Consider the following 18,351-nt stretch of genomic DNA (forward strand, 5'->3'; position numbering starts at 1 on the left):
CTTACAAAATATCGCGGTAGGAACTCTCAGTGAGAACCCCGAGCCGTTGACAGGTGTAGGCACTGCCAAAGGCGGCAATGTAGGAATCCACGAGAATCCCCAAGCCGTTGAGGATCGGCATCAGGGCGATGAGCGTCATTTCAGCACCGTACAAGTCAATCTTCAGAAATTGCAAGGCGATGGTGGAGATGAAGAATACCTCGTAGCCGAGGTAAAGCGGACTTGCGTAGGCAAAGAGAGCACTGGCCAGGGCGACGAAAAGGATGACCTTGTCGGCAGGCATGGATTGCGTGGCTGCATAGAGCAGGCTGAGAATGCTCAAGGTGGCAATCATTGCCGAACCTCCCCTGCCGATGAGGGTGTACAGCGGAATGGCGGTGGCACTTACGCGTTTCTGGCAACCAAGGTTGTGCCTGGAAAGTGAGATGGTGATCGGGCTGGAAAAGAAGATGCTGCCGCTGAAGAGCCCTGCTGCAGCCGGAGCGAGCATGCGGTAGATGACTACATAGGGATTGACACGGAAACGGGTGACCAGACCAAAGAGAAGCGGCAGCACAACCAGGATGACCGAAAGGGTTGCTGTGATCAGCATAAGCAAAAATCTGCCGGCAACAAAAATGGTCCCCTCCATCTGCAGGTGGCTGAACCAGTAGGAGGATGCAAAGAACAGAAAGAAGTGACCCGTGGTGCTGTAGGCCCTCGCGAGACGGAACATGGTCTCGCTGAGGGAGTTCATGGTCACGTAGGCCGGTCTGATGACCTCCACATTTGGTTTCAGGAAATACCCGAAGACCAAGGCTGTCACCAAAACAGGAAGCAAAAAGCTTTCAGCATTGGCCAAGGTATAGAATGGGTTGACCGGAAGCATCGACTCAAACAGGGTGGAAAGCGATTGGGGTGCGATTATGGAAAGCGTGGAAGCATCACTGCCTGCACTGGTGCTGGCAGGGAAATAGGAAGGGAAGAACCTGAAGACAAGAGCGGAAGAGAGCACCAACAGCAGGGTTGAAAACACACTCCAGAGCAGGGTGGTTCGTGCAAACACCCCTCCCTTGCTGTCTTTTCGCAGGGATGCTATTCCGCTCGAAAAGCCGAAAAAGACCAGTGGAATCAATACGAAACCGCCGAGCTGCACAAAAAGAGCGGTGATGGTATACATCACTTGTTGGAATATTCCCGACTCTCCAAATAAAAGGGTTGCAGCCAAGCCCAAGGCCGTTGCAGCCAGATAGCTTATCCAGGTTTTCATACCATCCAAGAGTATCTTATCAGATGCAGCAAGTCAATCAAACGTCGCTTTTCAGCCCAATAGTTGCTCAAGCTTATATCCAGACTGCATCTCAGCTTCCATCAGGTCCTTTATGAAGGAGCTGATATTTCCCATTCCCTTGATTACGGCAAGAGAGAGTGCTGAAAAATAGATGATCTCTTGCATTGCCTCCTTTGCATACCACGTTACTCCCTGATACTCGTTGACCTGTGCATACTTGGCAAGACTGGGGTCGGAAAGCAATTGCCTCAGTATCTGCTTGGGATCTTCCATGCTGTCGTCCACCATGAAGGCTGCGCTTGCAAGAATGGCAGCGCTGTGACAGGCTCTTCTGGCGGCTTCCTGGGTGAATCCCGCTTCACCCAGCTCCTTGGAGAAGAATCGCGAGAGCAGCAGGGTGTCGCTCGCCCGCATCGCCTCGCCGATGGTTGCCTCATTGCTGAGGAACGGTTTGAGGAAGAAGGAGGCTGCGACCACCGCCTCCATTTCGTCAAGGATGCGCGAGCCGTGCAGAAAGACCCGGGTTTCCTCTTGTTTGAAGAGGGTGCTGTACCGCTGGACTTGTGAGAGCATCTGGGCGGGATTGACATCCTGCGGCAGGGATGGCAGTGATTTTTTGGCAGCGGGATGCAGGTTCTCCACGGCAGCCACTAGATGGGCGTAGGCCTCAGCCAAGGTGAGAATGAGTTTTCGTTCGCTCTTGCTGGTGGCTTCTCCTCCAAGGATGAGCCTGATCTGCTTGAAAAAGCTCTCCGAATGGAAGCTCTCCATCGCCTTGTACACAGGCTTGAGGCGGAGTGCAAGGATTTCCTGTTCAAGATTGGGTATTCCTCCATCCCCGATCTGCTCATACAGCTCGGAGTAGGTGCCGTCGACATCCTCAACCTCGCGGATGTTCAAGAACACCTTTGTCTCAAAACCCTTAAGCTGGACGGCAAACCCTTCGTCATATACCTTCAGCGAAGGTTTCATATAGGTAAGGCCTTCGTTGAACGAATCATAAAGGAGGTACCTTCTTCCGCCCACAGTCAAACCGAGAGCCTCGGCGAGGCTTGTGGTTTCGCTTCGTTTATCCTCACCGACCTTCAGCAATTTGGGGGAGCTGGTCTTGATCCAGCCTTCCACGCACTCATACTGGTTGTTGTAGAGCACCAAGGCGCGTTCCCGCTCGGTGCCGTTTACATAGCAGAAGGCCGACTGTTGTACCGATCCATCCCGATAGAGGTCGAAGAGCTGGAAGTAATCGACACCGCTGAATAGATACCGCTTTCGCAAAAGCGGAAAGATTCTTCGATAATGTTCATCCACCAGATGCTGGTTGGGTCTTTCATCCCAATATGCACGGCGGTACTCCATGCCATATTTCTCGCGATAGCCCTCGATCTGGCCATGGCCGAACATCGGCAGGCCGGGCATGGTGGCCAGCAGGGTGCAAACACCGAAGTACTTGTCCCCGTCTCCAAATTGGGCGACCGCCGTCTCCTCGTCGGGATTGTTCATGAAGTTGACAAAGCGCTTGAGGATTTCAGGTTCGAAAGCGATGGTGTTCTTGATCGTCTCCCGATACTTCTGGTTCTCCTGGTTCTTGAGCATGTTCATGAATGCGCTGTTGTAGACTCGATGCATCCCCAATGTACGAACAAAGTATCCTTCCATCATCCAGAAAGCTTCGGCAAGCAGCAGGGTGTCGGGAAGCTCCTCGTTGATGCGGTCAACCACCTCCCGCCAGAACTCCTGGGGGATTCTCTGGTTGAACTCAAGTTCGTCCATCCCATGCTGGGTGCGGCCTGCAATATCACCGCCGTGGCCCGGTTTTGGATACCAGAGCCGCTGGATGTGTTTCTTTGCCAGAGTCATTGCGGCATCGAACCGAATGATCGGGAAGTTGCTCGCGACATGCTTGATCTGCTGATACACAGCCTCGCGGGTGGCTGGATTGAGGAAATCGAGTTGGGCGGTATCGTTCCAGGGCATCGAAGTCCCATCGTTGCCGTGGAAAATATACGAAGTCTGTCCAGAGCGGAGGTCTCGGCGCCTGAATGTGACGGCAGCATCGCTGCGGTCATAATAGTGGTCCTCCAGCTTGATTTCCACATTCGAGTCGGAGGAGAGATTGGGGCCGTCATACGTATAGGAAGGGAAGGGAGGATAATCCTGCTGGATGAAATACTCGCTGTGGTTGAAAACCCAGTCGCCATCGATGCCTGTGTGGTTGGGCACCATGTCGCTGGCCAGGCGGATGTTGTAGCGGCTGCAACGCTGGCGCAGGTTGTCCAATGCCTGCCATCCCCCGATGGCCTCTGCAATCTCATAGTTCTTCAGCGAGTAGGCCGATGCCTCGGCATCGGGATTGCCGCACAAGTTCTTGATCTTCTTGCTTGCTGGACTGCGTTCCCACAGCCCGATGAGCCACAAGGCGGTAAAGCCGCGCGAGGAGAGTTTCTCCAGTTCCTGATCAGGAATCTTGTCCAGTGTGTCGATGGGATAGCCGTACTCCTTGGTAAGCTGGTCCAGCCACACCAACGTTGACTTTGCCATCATGATGACGTTGGGCATCCAGTTCCTGTCAGCGGTAAAAGCCTCGTACTCATGGTCGAAAATGCTGTAGTCGGGGACAACCATCACCGGACTTCCTCCGCCGCCAACCGGCGGGTAGTGCGGCTTGTCCTCTTCCTGTACGAAATCGATGGCCCTGAGGAGCATTGTTTTCAGGTTCTGCGGGATCAGATCAGCCCAAGCTTCAAGAATATAGCTGATTTGGTCGAGCAACGAGTCCGGATAGAGCTTTGCCGGCCGGGTGAGAAAGGAGAAAATGTCCGAATCGCTGTTTGCCATGGCCGCGGATGCCCTGGTATACCCGCCAAGCAGGGCCGTAACCGCCTGGGAAGCTTGGGGGAAGGTGAGGCCTTCGGGAGCAAGAAAGGGTTTTGCGGCAGCGATGAGGGCGGGATTCTCCTGCATGACCTGATGCAGGAAGTAGCCGCGAAGCGACTCTTCATAAAAGTAATCCAGAGGAAGCGACTGCTGCACCAAAAGGGGAGAGGGAAACTCCTTTATGTAGAAGGCAAGAACCTCCTGGGCGGCATGGTTCTTGTTGATAAGGGCGGTAAGGCGGGTGAAGAAATCTGGTTCGCTGTCGCTGAGGTATCGACTGAGAACACTCTGATAGAGCTGATGAAGTACTGCTGTGGCATGGAGTTTTCCTGCAGAAACCCAGTCATTGCCACCCTTTGCCTTCACCTTGCTGTTGTAGATGTATGCGAGTTCCGTTGCTTGCTTGTAGAGCGAAAGAAGATCGGAATCCGACGGAAACAACGCTGGAAAAAAATCCATTTCAGTCCTGGTGCGAACTGAAATGCGGAAATCACGTGTAATCAAAGCGCGCCTCCCTGCGGGTGGATTCATCCATGAACAGTACAGTCAGTATACCATGAGAGCTCATGGATGTAACCCCTTTCTTGAAAAATGGGTACTGTTAGACTAATGTTTTTGTTACCGGTAGAGAAGAATATGTGTCTGTGAGCATTCTTACTGCAAGATTGATCACCAATGGCAAGGAAATCTCCTCTTCCTGGGTAAACCGCTCCAGCACGAAGGATGCAACCGGGCCGTGAGTCGGTCTGCCGATGCCGATTCTCAACCTGAAAAACTGGTCGCTTTGGGTATGCGCCTTGATTGATTTCAGGCCGTTGTGTCCTCCCAGTCCCCCGCCTTTTTGCAGCCGCAGTGTTCCGAACGGCAGCTCCAGATCGTCGTGTATGACCAGTATCTCATCTATAGCATATCCGTAGAAATCCATGCAGGCACGGACCGACCTGCCGCTTTCGTTCATATACGTGGTGGGTTTGAGCAGCCTGGTCGAGTTGTCAAGACTCACCAGACCATGGAACTTCTCGCTCCAGCTTGCGTGAGGATACCGATGTTCGGCAACCATCCAGCCGACATTGTGCCGTGTTTTAGCGTACGCCTTGCCAGGGTTGCCCAGAAATACCAGAAGCTTTACCATAGCCGTATCATACGGGCAATACGGGAGGCATGCAACGATGTACGTGATGGTTTTCTATGTTCCCCAGTCGCATCTGGAGGTGGTCAAGGAAGCTGTTTTCAATGCAGGGGCCGGTACCATGGGCGCTTACGACCGATGTTGCTTCCAAACCCTGGGAACCGGACAATGGCGGCCCCTTGCTGGAAGTTCTCCCTTCCTTGGGCAGGTGGGAACGCTTGAACAAGTGCCACAGTGGCGTTTAGAATTGGTTGTCGATGAAGAGCATGCCGCCCAGGCGGTCCAAGCCCTCTTGGACAGCCATCCCTACGAGGTCCCAGCCTATCATTTAATCCCGGTCTTGACCCTTGAGGGGGTCGAGTTCAACGAATAGAGGAGCTTCTATGGCAAAAACGATTGCCCAGATCAATGAGAAGATCAAAACAGGTAAGGCGGTGGTGGTTACAGCCGAGGTCTTTACCAAAATGGCAAAAGAAAAGAGCTTGGCTGAGCTGGCCCAGGAAGTGGATGTGGTCACCACAGCCACATTCGGTCCGATGTGCTCCTCGGGGGCAATCATCAATTTCGGCCATTGGTCTCCGGGCATCAGGATGGAGGAGATCTCCATCAACGGGGTGAGTGCCTATGAAGGGCTTGCTGCAGTCGATACCTATATCGGAGCAACCAGCGAATCAAAATTCGATCCAACCTATGGCGGGGCCAATGTCATCGAGGATCTCATTCGCGGCAAGGATGTGCGTCTGCATGCCAGGGGCAAGGGAACCGATTGTTATCCGACCAAGGAAATCGACACCTGGATCAACAAGGAGACGGTCAACGAGTTCTACCTGTTCAATCCCCGCAACGCCTACCAGAACTACGCTGCAGCTACGAACAGCACCAATCGGATCAAATACACGTATATGGGAAGCCTTCTTCCCCGCTACAGCAATGTCACCTACTCCACCAGCGGAGAACTCAGCCCCCTGCTCAACGACCCGTTTTTACGGACCATCGGCCTTGGAACCCGTATTTTCCTCGGTGGTACCGAAGGGTATGTGGTTTGGAACGGCACTCAGTTCAACACCAGGCGGGAGCGCAATGAGTTTGGGATTCCCAAGCTCCCGGGAGCCACCCTGGCGGTAATCGGTGATGCAAAGCAGATGTCAGCCGACTACATCAGGTCGGCTTACTATGAGAAGTACGGTGTATCCCTTTTTGTCGGCATCGGGATTCCCATCCCGGTTCTGGACGAGAGGATGGCCAAGCATCTGAGCATCTCCAACGACCAGATCGAGACCACCATCCTCGACTATGGACAAGAGAATCACCCGGCGGTGGGGACCGTCTCCTATGCCGAGCTTGCAAGCGGCAGTGTCACCCTCCCTGACGGCAAACAAGTCAGGACTGCTCCTCTTTCTTCGCTTGCAAAGGCACGGGAGATCGCCGAGCTGCTGGGCCGATGGATTCGTGAGAAACGGTTCTTCCTTACCGAACCGGTACAGATGTTCCCCAAGGACAGCTTTGTCAAACCCTTGGTTCCCCGTGAAGGAGGTGAGCAATGAAACGACGCTATGCCTTACGCTTCTCTCCCACCTTGGTGGAGCAGCCGATTGTCAGCAAACTTGCCCGCACCTACGATGTGGACATCAACATTCTCAATGCCGATGTCGCCAGTGGTCGGGGAGGCAAGCTCATTGTTGAGCTTTCCGGAACCGAGCAGAACCTCGATGCCAGTGTAATCTACCTCTCTGATGCCGGTGTCATCGTCTCCGAAATGGTCAAGGAACTGCTCTTTCGGGAGGAAGGCTGCATCCACTGCGGCGCTTGCACCGCAGTCTGTTCGCCAAGGGCGCTGAGGATGAACAGCGAGGCAAAGTTGGTCTTCGATGTTTCGCTCTGCGTAGTGTGCGGATTGTGCACCCAAGCCTGCCCGCTGCGCCTCTTCGAGGTTTCCCATGAGCGGGAAGCGTAAGACAACACCAATGTATAGATTGATGTCCTACATTGGGAGGATGCCCGATAGTAGTAAGTAATCAATTGGTTTTGGACCATCGAACCGAGTATCCACAGCCTTTGGAGGGATATACTGCAATGAACCGAACGGAATACCTGAAAAGACTGCTCTCTGAGCGTGTTGTATTGCTTGACGGGGCGATGGGAACCATGATCCAAAGCCAGGGCTTGACCGTCGAAGACTATACGCTTGAGGATCTTGCCGCCTATGGATGCAACGAGGTGATCAATCTCACCCGTGGTGATGTCATATATGCGATTCATCGGCAATACCTCGAGGCAGGTTCCGACATTATCGAGACCAATACCTTCTGCGCCAATGCCTTCAATCTGGCTGAGTATGGCCTGCAGGACCAGGTGCAAACCATCAACCAGGCTGCCTGTGAAATTGCGCGTGAAGCGGCTGCCGATTTCGAGGCCGCAAATGATGGTTACGCCTTCGTTGCCGGGGTCCTCGGGCCGACCAACCGATCCCTTTCCTTCTCCCCGAAGGTGGAAGACCCCGCCTACCGGCAGAGTGATTTTTCGGATTTCTTTTCGATGTATCGAGAGCAGGCGCGGGCCTTGGTTCAGGGAGGCGTGGATCTGCTTCTGATTGAAACCGTATTTGATACGCTTGCTGCCAAGAGTGCCATCCTTGCCTGCCTCGATGCCATGGCCGAGGAGGGCAAAACCATCCCGATCATGGTCAGCGTCACCTTCAGCGACCAGAGCCGGCGAACGCTCAGCGGCCAGACGCTTGAGGCCTTTGTAACCAGCCTCAGTCCGTTTCCCCTTTTCAGCTTGGGGTTGAACTGCTCGACAGGCCCCGAACAAATGCTCCCCCTCATCGAGGAGCTTGATGCAATCTGTCCTTTCTATGTCAGCGCCCATCCCAACGCAGGGTTTCCCGACAAGGAGGGTGTCTACACCCTTGCTCCCGATACGATGGCAGACCAACTTGCAGGGGTTTTGCAACAGGGCAGACTCAACATCCTTGGCGGATGTTGTGGCACCACCCCTTCTCATATAGCCGCCTTGGCCCGGGCCTGCCACAAGGCAGTTCCCAGAAGCAGGCACGAACCCTCCACTTCTTTGATGCTGAGCGGTCTTGATTCGATAGAGGTAAAACCCAACGAACTGCTGGTGATCGGTGAACGTACGAACGTTGCAGGATCGCGCAAATTCGCCCGCTTGATCAAAGAAGAGAAGTGGGAGGAGGCCCTGGCCATCGCCCGCCGGCAAGTAGCTCAGGGAGCCCGGGTGTTGGATGTCTGCATGGATGCATCCATGCTCGATGCAAAAGCGGGCATGCGCTCGTTCTTGCGCCATATCGCCGGCGATCCCTCGGTGAGCAAGGCTTCAATCATGATCGACTCCTCCGACTGGTCGGTAATCGAAGAGGCCCTTGGCGAGGTGCAGGGCAGGGGGATTGTAAACTCCATCAGCCTGAAGGAAGGCGAAGAAAGCTTCATCAGGCATGCCAGGCAGATTGCCCGGTACGGACATGCCATGGTGGTGATGCTCTTTGATGAAGAGGGACAGGCTGCCACCTATGAGAGAAAAATGGCGATAGCCGAACGCAGCCATGCCTTGCTTGTCAATGCAGGCATCAGGGAACAGGACATCATCTTCGATGCGAATGTCCTGTCGATTGCCACCGGAATTGAAGAGCATGACACCTATGCCCGTGATTTCATTCTCGCCACCCGGACCTTGAAAGCGAGGTATCCGCTTTGCCACACAAGCGGCGGGGTGTCGAATCTCAGTTTCTCCTTTCGCGGAAATGAGGCGATCCGAACAGCGATGCATGCAGTGCTGCTCTCCCTTGCAGACCTGGATATGGCGATCATCAATCCGGCAACTCTTGTCAAGCCGGAGAGCTTGGACGAGAAAACACGCTCGGTCATAGAGAAAGCCCTGCTTGCAGATGATGAGGACTTGTCACAAAACCGGGCGAACCTGATTGCTCTCGCCCTTGAAGTGCAAGAGGATGAGACGCCGCCGCAGCAGAGAGCCGACCGCAGCCGGCGAAGTGCCGCCGAACGTCTCTTCGACGCCGTTCTTGCAGGAGACCATGCATACTTGGAGCAGGACCTGCAGGAGCTTGAGGGCGAGAATCCCCTTTCGTTGGTGGAAGGGCCTCTGATGGACGGCATGAAGGAAGTAGGCCGGCTCTTCGGGCTGGGCAAGCTGTTCCTCCCCCAGGTAGTACGAAGTGCACGCACAATGAAACTAGCTGTTGATATCCTCCAACCGAGGATAGCTGAATATTTGCAACAGAATGCTCTTGATTCAAGCAGTCAAAAACGGCCGGTTGCCGTGATGGCCACTGTCAAGGGCGATGTGCATGATATCGGCAAGAACATCGTCAATCTGATTCTTCGCTGCAATGGCTTCGAGGTGATCGACCTCGGGGTGATGGTTCCTCCCCAGGTCATCTGGGAAGCTGCCGTAAGCCACAAGGCAGACTTGGTCGGGCTGAGCGCCCTGATCACACCTTCTCTGAAGGAGATGGAGAATGTCATCAAGCTGTTTGAAGAGAAGGGTTCCTCCATTCCCATATTTGTTGGGGGTGCGACCACCAGTGAACTGCATACGGCGGTCAAGCTCTCCGTCCTCTACTCCGAGGCGGTAATTCAAACCAAGGATGCATCGGCCATGGCCTTGGCCGCAAAACAGGTGGTAGGCCCGGATGGGAAAGCCTATAAACGTACTGTACAAGCTGTCTATCAGCAACTGAGGGAAGAGCATCGGGGGCCAAAACAGAGCCAATCCTTCTACGCAGAGGCCCTGCTCAAGAGAGGCCAGAAGCAGCAGGGCACCAAAGCCAAGGTCTACGGCGTATTCACTAAAACCGACTTCAGCCTGAAGGATTTGGCATCCGGCATCAATTGGCGCATGTACTGCTCGGCCTGGAAGGTGCCTTATGACAGCCTGGAGGGGAAGAACCTCATTGCCGAAGGGAAAGCCCTGCTTGGCGAGCCTGAAATCATCAGCCTCTTCGAAGCAGGATGTAAAATCGTCTACGGCTTGTTTCCCGCTTCCAGCGACCGCTTGCAGGTCAAGGTAGGTGATGCCTGCTTCTACTTCCTCCGCGATGAGCAAAGCGGTTTGTGTCTCGCAGACTATATTGCACCCGATGATACGGTGGGTCTGTTTGTCGCCACTTCCTCCCTCACCCTGGACCGGTATCTGAAGCGATTGGAAGTTGAGGGAAAGACCATGCAGTTGCTCTCTCTCAAACTGCTGGCCGACCGGCTAGCCGAGGTGTTGGCGGAGCAGGCCCAGATTCAGCTGCAGCAGTTGTGGACGGAGGACGACCTCTCTTTCATCCGACCGGCTCCCGGTTACCCGTCCTGGAGTGATCACAGCGAGAAACAAACGCTGTTCTCCCTGCTGGATGCGACAGCCAACATCCAGGTCCGACTGACCGAAAGCTTTGCCATGGATCCTCCCTCATCAGTGTGCGGAATGCTCATTGGCGGGGAGCATCTTCGTTACTTTGGCGTGCAACAGGTCAGTGAAGAGCAAAAAGCCCTCTATGCAAAGAGAAAAGGGGTAACGATCGAGGCGCTTGCCACACTGCTTGGTGGTATGGAATACTGAGGCCATGCAAGTAATCGACATACTCCGACAGGCCAAGCGCCCCCTGTTTACCTTCGAACTGGTACCTCCCCTCAAGGGTGGTGATGCCCAGACGCTGTTGGAAACTGTGCGCCAGCTCTCCCAGTTCGAGCCTGCGTACATCAATGTCACCAACCATCAGCAGGAGGTGGTCTACCTTGAACGCCCTGATGGTCTTTTGGAACGCAGGACTGTCAGGAAGAGACCGGGAACCATCGCCCTCTCCGCCTTGATCCAGTATACCTTCAACATCCCGGTGGTGGCCCACCTGATCTGCGGGGGCATGGACCAAGATCAGCTTGAGGATGCCTTGGTTGAACTGAACTTCCTGGGGATTGAGAACGTGCTTGCCCTTCGTGGAGATCCGCCAAACGGGGAGAAGCGGTTTGTCCCGGTCAAGGGAGGGTATGAGCACTCCAGCGAGTTGGTAAGCCAGATCAATGACTTGAATATGGGCAGGTACTTGGACCAGAATTTGCAAAATGCCCGGAAGACCCATTTCTGTATAGGAGTTGCAGGCTATCCCGAAAAGCATGCCGAAGCACCAAACCTTGAACGAGATATTGAAATGCTCAAGCACAAGGTGGACTCAGGAGCCCACTATATTGTGACCCAGATGTTTTTCGATAATGCGGTGTATTACCGGTTCGTCGATGCCTGCAGAAAGGCCGGCATTACCGTTCCCATCATCCCGGGACTCAAACCAATTGGAAGCAAACGGGATTTGGCCACCATTCCCCAAACCTTCCATGTCGATTTCCCCTCCGAGTTGGTCGAGCAGCTGACCAAAGCCACCAAGCTTGCTGAGATTCGTGAGATCGGGGTGCATTGGTGCACGCTTCAGACGAAGGACCTGCTTGCCCATGGAGCACCGTCTGTGCATTTCTACACGCTTGGCAAGGCGGAGTCGGTTGCAAGCGTCGTTCGCTCCTGTTATTAGCGGCTGCGCACTACACCGATTTTGGGACAGCGTTCGGCCTGTGGGCATTTGCTGCAGAAAGGGCTGACCGGTGTGCAGATCAGCTGGCCGAAGCGTACCAAGAGTTCATTCAGCGGTATCCAGAAACGCCTGGGCATGACATGCTGCAAGGCAATTTCGGTCTGCTCGGGTGTTTTTGTCTCGACCCAGCCCAGGCGGTTGGCAATCTGGTGTACATGACAGTCCACACAAATTGCATCAATCTGATACCCTAGATTCAAGGTGAGATTCGCGGTCTTTATCCCCACCCCAGGCAGTGCAAGCAGCTGCTCCCGTGTGTCGGGTACCCTGCCATTGTACTGTGCTATCAGGATTTCTGAAATCAGGCGGATGTTTCTTGCCTTTGTTTTATAGAACCCGGCAGGATGGATGGCCTGCTCGATGGCCTCTTCGGAGAGGCCGGCCATGGCATAGGGATCGCCGGCCAGGGCAAAGAGCCGTTGGCTCGCTGCAAGGGTGACCTCATCCTTGGTTCTGAGTGAGATGAGGGTTGCGATCAGCACGTGGAATGGGTCGTTCTCCCGCTCGGCGATAATCGAGACCGAGGGCAGTAGTTGCCCCTCCTTCTCGATGGCTTCTCTGAATTGTGCAAACAGGTCATCCCAATAGTGTTCATCCATGTGCAATCACCTACCATGCCAGAGCAAAAAAAGCAACGCTCCCTTGACCTTTTTATGGTTACGCTCTAGCGTATTTTCATGATAATCGTACTGAAAAAACAAATCAGCGAACTGCAGAAAGAGTCGATCAGGTCCTTTCTGATGGGAAAAGGCTACACCGTCAAGGAAATCATTGGGCAGGAAGAGACTGTCTTCGGTGCAGTCGGCCGGAGCACCCTCGATATTCGTGAAGTTGAGTTGCTTGAGGGAGTGGCCAGTGTCGTACCCATCAGCAAACCGTATAAACTTGCTTCGCGTGAGTTGAAAAAAGAGGATACCATTGTTACCGTCGGCAAGGTGAAGATCGGCGGAAATCGTATTGCAATCATTGCCGGTCCCTGCGCGGTCGAGTCGCGACAGCAGATCATGAGCATCGCCGCCTCGGTTCGGGAAGCAGGAGCCGTGATTCTTCGCGGCGGTGCCTTCAAGCCCCGAACCAGTCCCTATGCCTTCCAAGGGTTGGGGGAAGAGGGTTTGAAGTACCTCAAGGAAGCGGGGGAGAAGTACGGCATGCCGGTTACCACAGAAATCGTCAATCCTTCCGATGCTCCCATGATGACCAAGTACATCGACATGTTCCAGATCGGTGCAAGGAACATGCAGAATTTTGAACTGCTCAAGGCGGTCGGGAAGACCGGCATGCCGGTACTGCTCAAACGGGGCCTTTGCGCCACGATCGAGGAGTGGCTGATGGCAGCCGAATACCTGATGGCCAGTGGAACCGACCAGGTTGTATTGTGCGAACGCGGCATCCGCACCTATGAGCGGGCCACCCGCAACACCCTGGATGTCTCCGCCATACCTGTTGTACAAAAAATGACCCATCTTCCGGTCATCGGGGATCCCAGCCATGCAACGGGCCTGAGGGATATGGTAAGCCCGATGAGTCTTGCCTTGATCGCCGGCGGAGCCTCCGGCTTGATCGTCGAGGTGCATGATAATCCTGAAAAAGCACTCAGCGACGGTCCCCAGTCCCTGTATCCCTCCCAGTTTGAGAAACTGATGCGCGACCTGCAGGCTCTCAGTGCGGTTGTCGGCAAATCCTTGGAGCGCATCCCTCGCATCCTGCCTGAAACCCTCAGCCTGGGCAAGGGGCCTTCAGTTGCAACCGATCAGTTGGTTGTTGCCTTCCAAGGAGAGCGTGGAGCGTACAGCGAGCTCGCCATCCGCAGGGCGTTTGGCGAGTCCACCGATGTCCTTCCTTGCAAGTCCTTCCCCGATGTGTTCGAGGCGGTACTGCAGGGCAGGGCCTCCTATGGCATGATTCCTTTGGAAAACACGCTTGGCGGCACCATCTATGAGAATCTGGATTTGCTTGACCGGCATCAGGCCATCCAGGTGGTGGGGGAACAGCAGATCAGGATTATCCACAATCTCATCGGACTTCCCGGTTCAAAGAAGGAGAATATCAGGGAGATCTACTCCCATCCGCAAGGATTGGCACAGTGTACCGAGTATCTGCAGCATGAAATGTCCCATGCCCAGGCCATCCCCTTCTTCGATACCGCCGGTGCGGTAGCCTATGTCAAGGAGGCAAAGGATCCCACCAAGGCCGCCATCGCCGGAGCTCCGGCTGCAAAGGTGTACGGAATGGAGATCCTGGAGGAAGGCATTGAAAGCAATCCCCGCAACTATACCCGCTTCTATATCATCTGCCGTGAGGAGCGCAGCGCAGTCTTCCGGTCGACTTCGGCCGTAAACCGCGCCTCACTGCGGTTCACTGTTCCCGATCGTCCGGGCTCCCTGTTTTCCGCCTTGTTGGTCTTGACCAAGCATGGCCTGAACATGAAGAAGCTGGAGAGCCGTCCGATACCCGGAAAGCCTTGGGAGTATTCGTTCTTCGTCGAGACCGAACTCGGGGAAAGCGGTGCCTTCGATGTTGCGTTGGCTGAACTGTCGGAGCTCTGTCTTTCGGTACGGGTTCTGGGGACGTTCACCTCAAACTTGTAGGATGGGACGGCTGCTTTCGTTCACCCCCAGGTCCTTGATAATGGGGGTGTTGGTAAAAGATCCGGCTCTCCTCGAGCCGGTTGTCTCTCGTCTTGAAACCCATTACGGCCCTGTTTTGAACCAAAGTGCCCTCACACTCTTTACCTATACTGATTATTACGATCGGGAGATGGGATCGAAGCCGTATCGCTGTTACCTGCAGTTCAAGACATTGGTCGACCCGGCACGGCTCTCCGCAATCAAGCGTGAGACCAATGCACTGGAGGACCTGTATCGGGTGGATGCAAAGCGAGAGGTGAATCTCGACCCGGGATTGCTGTGTCTGGAGAATCTCATTCTCGCCACCACGAAGAATCGCAGTCATCGCATCCCCCTCAGTGACGGCATATACGCCGAAGTGACGCTGCACTATGAAAACCACGCGTTCCATGGCTTGAAGTGGACCTATGCCGATTACCAAAGTGAAGGGGTGAGAACGTTGTTTGAACAATTCAGGGATGATTACCGGCAGCAGTTGAAGCAGGAAGGCGGTCTTTGCACCTAAGGTGGTGTGAAATGGTTTGTATGCTTTGCTCTTCTGGCTCTTTGCATCAGTTGTGAGTTCAACCCTCTCTATGAGAGGCAGGTGGAGATTGTCATCACCGAAGAGCATCCTTGGAAGAAAGTCAGCCATCGTCCGCTGTGGCATACCCTCGTCTATTATGACGCCTCAGGGGATCTAAAGCATGTGCACTTGGAAGGCGGGACAACGAAGGCGACCATCGCCGTCAGGCGGGATCGGCTCACTGTTTTCTGCGCCTATCCTCTCTCAAGCCTGTTTCCCTATGGAGGATTTTTCTATCCGGGGTGCAGGACGCCGATCGTCCTGGACCAGAAGCAGGGACGGCTTGCCAGTCTCCTCTTGGATGCCTACCCCCACAATGCCCAGGCAATAGAGAATCTCAATGGCGAGGCATTGGTCGCAATGGCCTGTGATGTTGCTCTGTTGGACACCTCGAAATTCTTGGTTGACCTGCTCAATGGTACTGTGGACCAAGAGAGCCTGATTCTTCTGCCTAAGCTCGCAATCACGCTTGCCGATCTTCCTGCAGGGTACTGGATCAACGAAAGAAGCGACCAGCGATCCTTCTATTTTCTCTGGAACGATGCCATCGAGGTGGAAGCTGAAGGACTTGTCGAGCGTTGGTGGAATCAGGAGATGCAGCTTTGCCTGACTCTCTACGCGGACCTGGTTGAGGGCACCTTCTCCACCTCGCTTTCCAAAGCCCCCCTCTGGTAGAAAACACCTTCCCTTTTTATGGATAAACCGATAGAGTTCGGCTATGGAATCCCTTCGCGAACTTTTCCGGATCGGCTATGGCCCCTCCAGCAGTCATACCATGGGACCGCGCTCTGCGGGGGCTCATTTTCTTTCATTGCATCCTCATCAGGCGCGGTATGAGGCGGATTTGTACGGCAGCCTTGCCGCCACGGGAAAAGGCCACCTGACCGACAAGGCTCTGCGGGAGGTCTTTGCCAAGGAGGGCAGCGAAGTTGAGATCGTTTGGTATCCCGATATCGAGAAGCCCTTTCATCCCAATGCCTTGTCCATCCGCTCCTATGATGCACAAGGAAATGTGACCCATGAGCAGACCTACTATAGTGTGGGCGGCGGGAAGATCATTATTGAAGGGGTCGAGGAAGAGGCTTCCAAGCGTGTTTATCCCAAAGAGTATTCCAGGATGAAGCAGATACTCGAATATTGTTCCGAGGAAGGACTTCAGCTGTGGGAGTTCGCCGTCCAATGGGAGGGTCCACAAATTCTCACCTACATGGAGGAAGTCTGGAATGTCATGAGCAGTGCCGTTGAACGCGGTTTGGATGCCGAGGGCGTTCTTCCCGGCGGACTCAAGCTGGCACGCAAGGCAAGCCAGTACAACTCCAAGGCAACCGAGTTTTCCGGCCCGCTCGGGAGTACCGCTTTGGCTCTCAGCTATGCCTTGGCTGTGAGCGAAGAGAACGCCGGGGGCGGCTTGATCGTCACCGCACCCACCTGTGGAAGTTGCGGGGTTCTCCCCGGGGTCCTTTACTTTTTGGCAAAGCAGTACAAGCTGCCCAAGGTGAAAATTCTCAGGGCTCTCCTCACCGCCGGTATCATCGGCAATGTAGTGAAGACCAATGGATCGATCAGCGGTGCCGAGGTGGGGTGCCAGGGTGAGATCGGTGTCGCCTGCGCAATGGCTGGTGCTGCCGCCACCCATCTTCTGGGAGGCAGCATCCATCAGATCGAGTATGCGGCGGAGATGGGCCTTGAGCATCATCTGGGGCTTACCTGCGATCCGATGCGGGGTCTGGTCCAGATTCCCTGCATAGAACGCAATGCCTTGGCGGCCATGCGCTCGCTCGACCACTGTTCCTATGCCCTGCTTGGTGACGGCCGTCACAAGGTAAGCTTTGACAGTGTCATCGAAGTCATGATGGAAACAGGGCAAGCACTTCCATCCCTCTATCGGGAGACAAGCAAGGGTGGTCTGGCAAAGGTGCTCGGCTAGGCTTTGCTGTGTCATAAGAATGGTGTTTTGAAGATACCATATTATTTCACTATACAAGAAACAAATAGTATATGTAATTTGATTGTCTTTACAAATAACTCTCTGGTGATTATGATTTCTTCAAGGAATTGCTTTGAGCGTATAGGTAAACACTTGACACAGGTTTTTTACCTAAGATACTGTACTAAGAGCGTATGGAACATATATCAAGGACATGGAGGCGGATTCAGCTATGCAAGGCAGCCTATTGCGGTTTTCTTTTGTGTTTGTTGTGTTTTTTGGTTCCCTCTGATCTTCGAGCGGCAATCTCCCTTCAGACTCCTTCAACCGATGTGGTCATTGTCATAGAACCCCTTCCTTTCAATACTTTGGATGCTTCCCTTCTTATCCCGATTTGCGATGTTTCCTTGGTTGCCAAGCACCCGGGCTTTGGCAGGGTGTATATTGAACACACCCCCTTGTCCAGTCCGTTGGAAATGGTCATGTACCAGTTGGTATCGGAGAATGGATTGGATTTCGAGCGCTCCGAACCTTTTCTCTATTATGTACAGGGAGCCCTGCACGAAGAGGTTTCCATCGGCCGGCTCTGGGCGCGTTTGATCAAGCCTTTCAAGGGTGATGCACAGCAGTACAGCAGCACGCTCAGGTTGAATCTGGTATTGGAGAAATGAACAGAAAAAAACCACGCGTGAGCTCCCTCTCGCGTGGTGATGCATGATTCGTTATTTTACAACGATATTCACCAGCTTGTCGGCAACGACAATCTCCTTGACGATCGTCCTGCCCTCGAGCCAGCTCGCAAGCTTCTCGTCCTTCTTTGCCATTGCCAGGACTTCATCCTTGCCAAGTCCTTTGGAAACCATCACCTTGGAACGAACCTTTCCATTAACCTGGAAGACCATCTCGATCTGGTTGTCGACCGTCAACTCCTCAACAAACTGCGGCCATGCTACGGTTGAGAGACCTCCACTATGGCCAAGGCGCTCCCACAGCTCTTCAGCAAGGTGGGGAACGTACGGGCCGAGCAGCTTGACCAAAGTCTCGGCCACCACCCTGGGCAGGGTTTCGACCTTGTACAGCTCGTTGACCAATACCATCATCTGGCTGATCGCCGTATTGAAGTTCAGGGTATTGGTATCATAGGTCACCTTCTTGATTGTCTTGTGCAGCGTCCTGTTCAACTCATCCGAAGGCTGTTCATCGGTGATGGTCCGCTCCTCAAAGAGCCTGTAGATGCGGTCGAGGAAACGATATACACCGACCAAACCGGTCGTAGCCCAAGGCTTGGAAACTTCAAGCGGCCCCATGAACATCTCATACATGCGCATCGAGTCGGCGCCGTACTCGCTGATGATCTC

At 54.1% G+C, this 18,351-nt stretch carries 15 protein-coding genes; 10 read left to right on the forward strand and 5 right to left on the reverse strand.

Going from position 1 to position 18,351, the window contains the following annotated elements; genetic code table 11:
* Position 1: 1 nt before the first annotated feature.
* From B3F49_RS08950 to pth, 3 genes are all read right to left on the reverse strand, one after another.
* Entirely contained in the window at positions 2-1,249 is a 1,248-nt protein-coding gene (locus B3F49_RS08950; RefSeq protein WP_293910523.1) for a cation:dicarboxylate symporter family transporter, read from the reverse strand.
* Between the two features lie 51 nt (positions 1,250-1,300).
* A complete protein-coding gene (locus B3F49_RS08955) occupies positions 1,301-4,648 on the reverse strand; it encodes an alpha-amylase family glycosyl hydrolase (RefSeq protein ID WP_293910525.1) in 3,348 nt (1,115 codons plus the stop codon).
* A 97-nt stretch (positions 4,649-4,745) separates the two neighbouring features.
* A complete protein-coding gene (gene pth, locus B3F49_RS08960; RefSeq protein WP_293910527.1) occupies positions 4,746-5,276 on the reverse strand; it encodes an aminoacyl-tRNA hydrolase in 531 nt (176 codons plus the stop codon).
* 37 nt (positions 5,277-5,313) lie between these two features.
* On the opposite strand from pth, the gene B3F49_RS08965 reads away from it, so the two are divergent.
* The 5 genes from B3F49_RS08965 to metF all read left to right on the forward strand — a co-directional run bounded on the left by B3F49_RS08965 (position 5,314) and on the right by metF (position 11,814).
* Positions 5,314-5,646, forward strand: coding sequence for an NGG1p interacting factor NIF3 (locus B3F49_RS08965; protein ID WP_293895043.1), 333 nt, complete (start codon positions 5,314-5,316; stop codon positions 5,644-5,646).
* A gap of 10 nt (positions 5,647-5,656) precedes the next feature.
* On the forward strand, positions 5,657-6,817 hold the full coding sequence (locus tag B3F49_RS08970; RefSeq protein WP_293910529.1) for a homocysteine biosynthesis protein: 1,161 nt from the start codon (positions 5,657-5,659) through the stop codon (positions 6,815-6,817).
* Positions 6,814-7,227, forward strand: coding sequence for an NIL domain-containing protein (locus tag B3F49_RS08975; protein WP_293895049.1), 414 nt, complete (start codon positions 6,814-6,816; stop codon positions 7,225-7,227). The genes B3F49_RS08970 and B3F49_RS08975 overlap by 4 nt, the downstream gene beginning before the upstream one ends.
* A 119-nt stretch (positions 7,228-7,346) precedes the next feature.
* Positions 7,347-10,856, forward strand: a complete 3,510-nt coding sequence (gene metH / locus B3F49_RS08980; protein ID WP_293910531.1) for a methionine synthase — start codon at positions 7,347-7,349, stop codon at positions 10,854-10,856.
* A 4-nt stretch (positions 10,857-10,860) separates the two neighbouring features.
* Positions 10,861-11,814: a methylenetetrahydrofolate reductase [NAD(P)H] gene (metF, locus tag B3F49_RS08985; RefSeq protein ID WP_293895055.1), complete on the forward strand. Its 954-nt coding sequence runs from the start codon at positions 10,861-10,863 to the stop codon at positions 11,812-11,814.
* Here the strand turns inward: metF and B3F49_RS08990 are convergent.
* Positions 11,811-12,473: an endonuclease III domain-containing protein gene (locus tag B3F49_RS08990; RefSeq protein ID WP_293895058.1), complete on the reverse strand. Its 663-nt coding sequence runs from the start codon at positions 12,471-12,473 to the stop codon at positions 11,811-11,813. The genes metF and B3F49_RS08990 overlap by 4 nt on opposite strands.
* Positions 12,474-12,551: 78 nt before the next feature.
* Between B3F49_RS08990 and aroF the strand changes: the two genes are divergently transcribed.
* From aroF to B3F49_RS09015, 5 genes are all read left to right on the forward strand, one after another.
* A complete protein-coding gene (gene aroF, locus B3F49_RS08995) occupies positions 12,552-14,462 on the forward strand; it encodes a 3-deoxy-7-phosphoheptulonate synthase (protein ID WP_293910533.1) in 1,911 nt (636 codons plus the stop codon).
* A gap of 1 nt (position 14,463) precedes the next feature.
* Positions 14,464-15,006 carry a DUF4416 family protein gene (locus tag B3F49_RS09000; protein ID WP_293895064.1) on the forward strand — a complete coding sequence of 181 codons (543 nt, stop codon included), beginning with the start codon at positions 14,464-14,466 and terminating at the stop codon, positions 15,004-15,006.
* 6 nt (positions 15,007-15,012) lie between these two features.
* Entirely contained in the window at positions 15,013-15,741 is a 729-nt protein-coding gene (locus tag B3F49_RS09005) for a hypothetical protein (RefSeq protein ID WP_293910535.1), read from the forward strand.
* Positions 15,742-15,784: 43 nt separating this feature from the next.
* Complete coding sequence (locus B3F49_RS09010; RefSeq protein WP_293895070.1) at positions 15,785-16,993, forward strand: L-serine ammonia-lyase; 1,209 nt, start codon at positions 15,785-15,787, stop codon at positions 16,991-16,993.
* Positions 16,994-17,187: 194 nt separating this feature from the next.
* Positions 17,188-17,664 carry a hypothetical protein gene (locus B3F49_RS09015; RefSeq protein WP_293910537.1) on the forward strand — a complete coding sequence of 159 codons (477 nt, stop codon included), beginning with the start codon at positions 17,188-17,190 and terminating at the stop codon, positions 17,662-17,664.
* Positions 17,665-17,715: 51 nt separating this feature from the next.
* Here the strand turns inward: B3F49_RS09015 and B3F49_RS09020 are convergent.
* A partial coding sequence (locus B3F49_RS09020) for a class I tRNA ligase family protein (protein ID WP_293910539.1) occupies positions 17,716-18,351 on the reverse strand: 636 nt, incomplete at its 5' end.

It is taken from the genome of Sphaerochaeta sp. UBA5836, from assembly GCF_002432845.1.
GTDB lineage: Bacteria > Spirochaetota > Spirochaetia > Sphaerochaetales > Sphaerochaetaceae > Sphaerochaeta.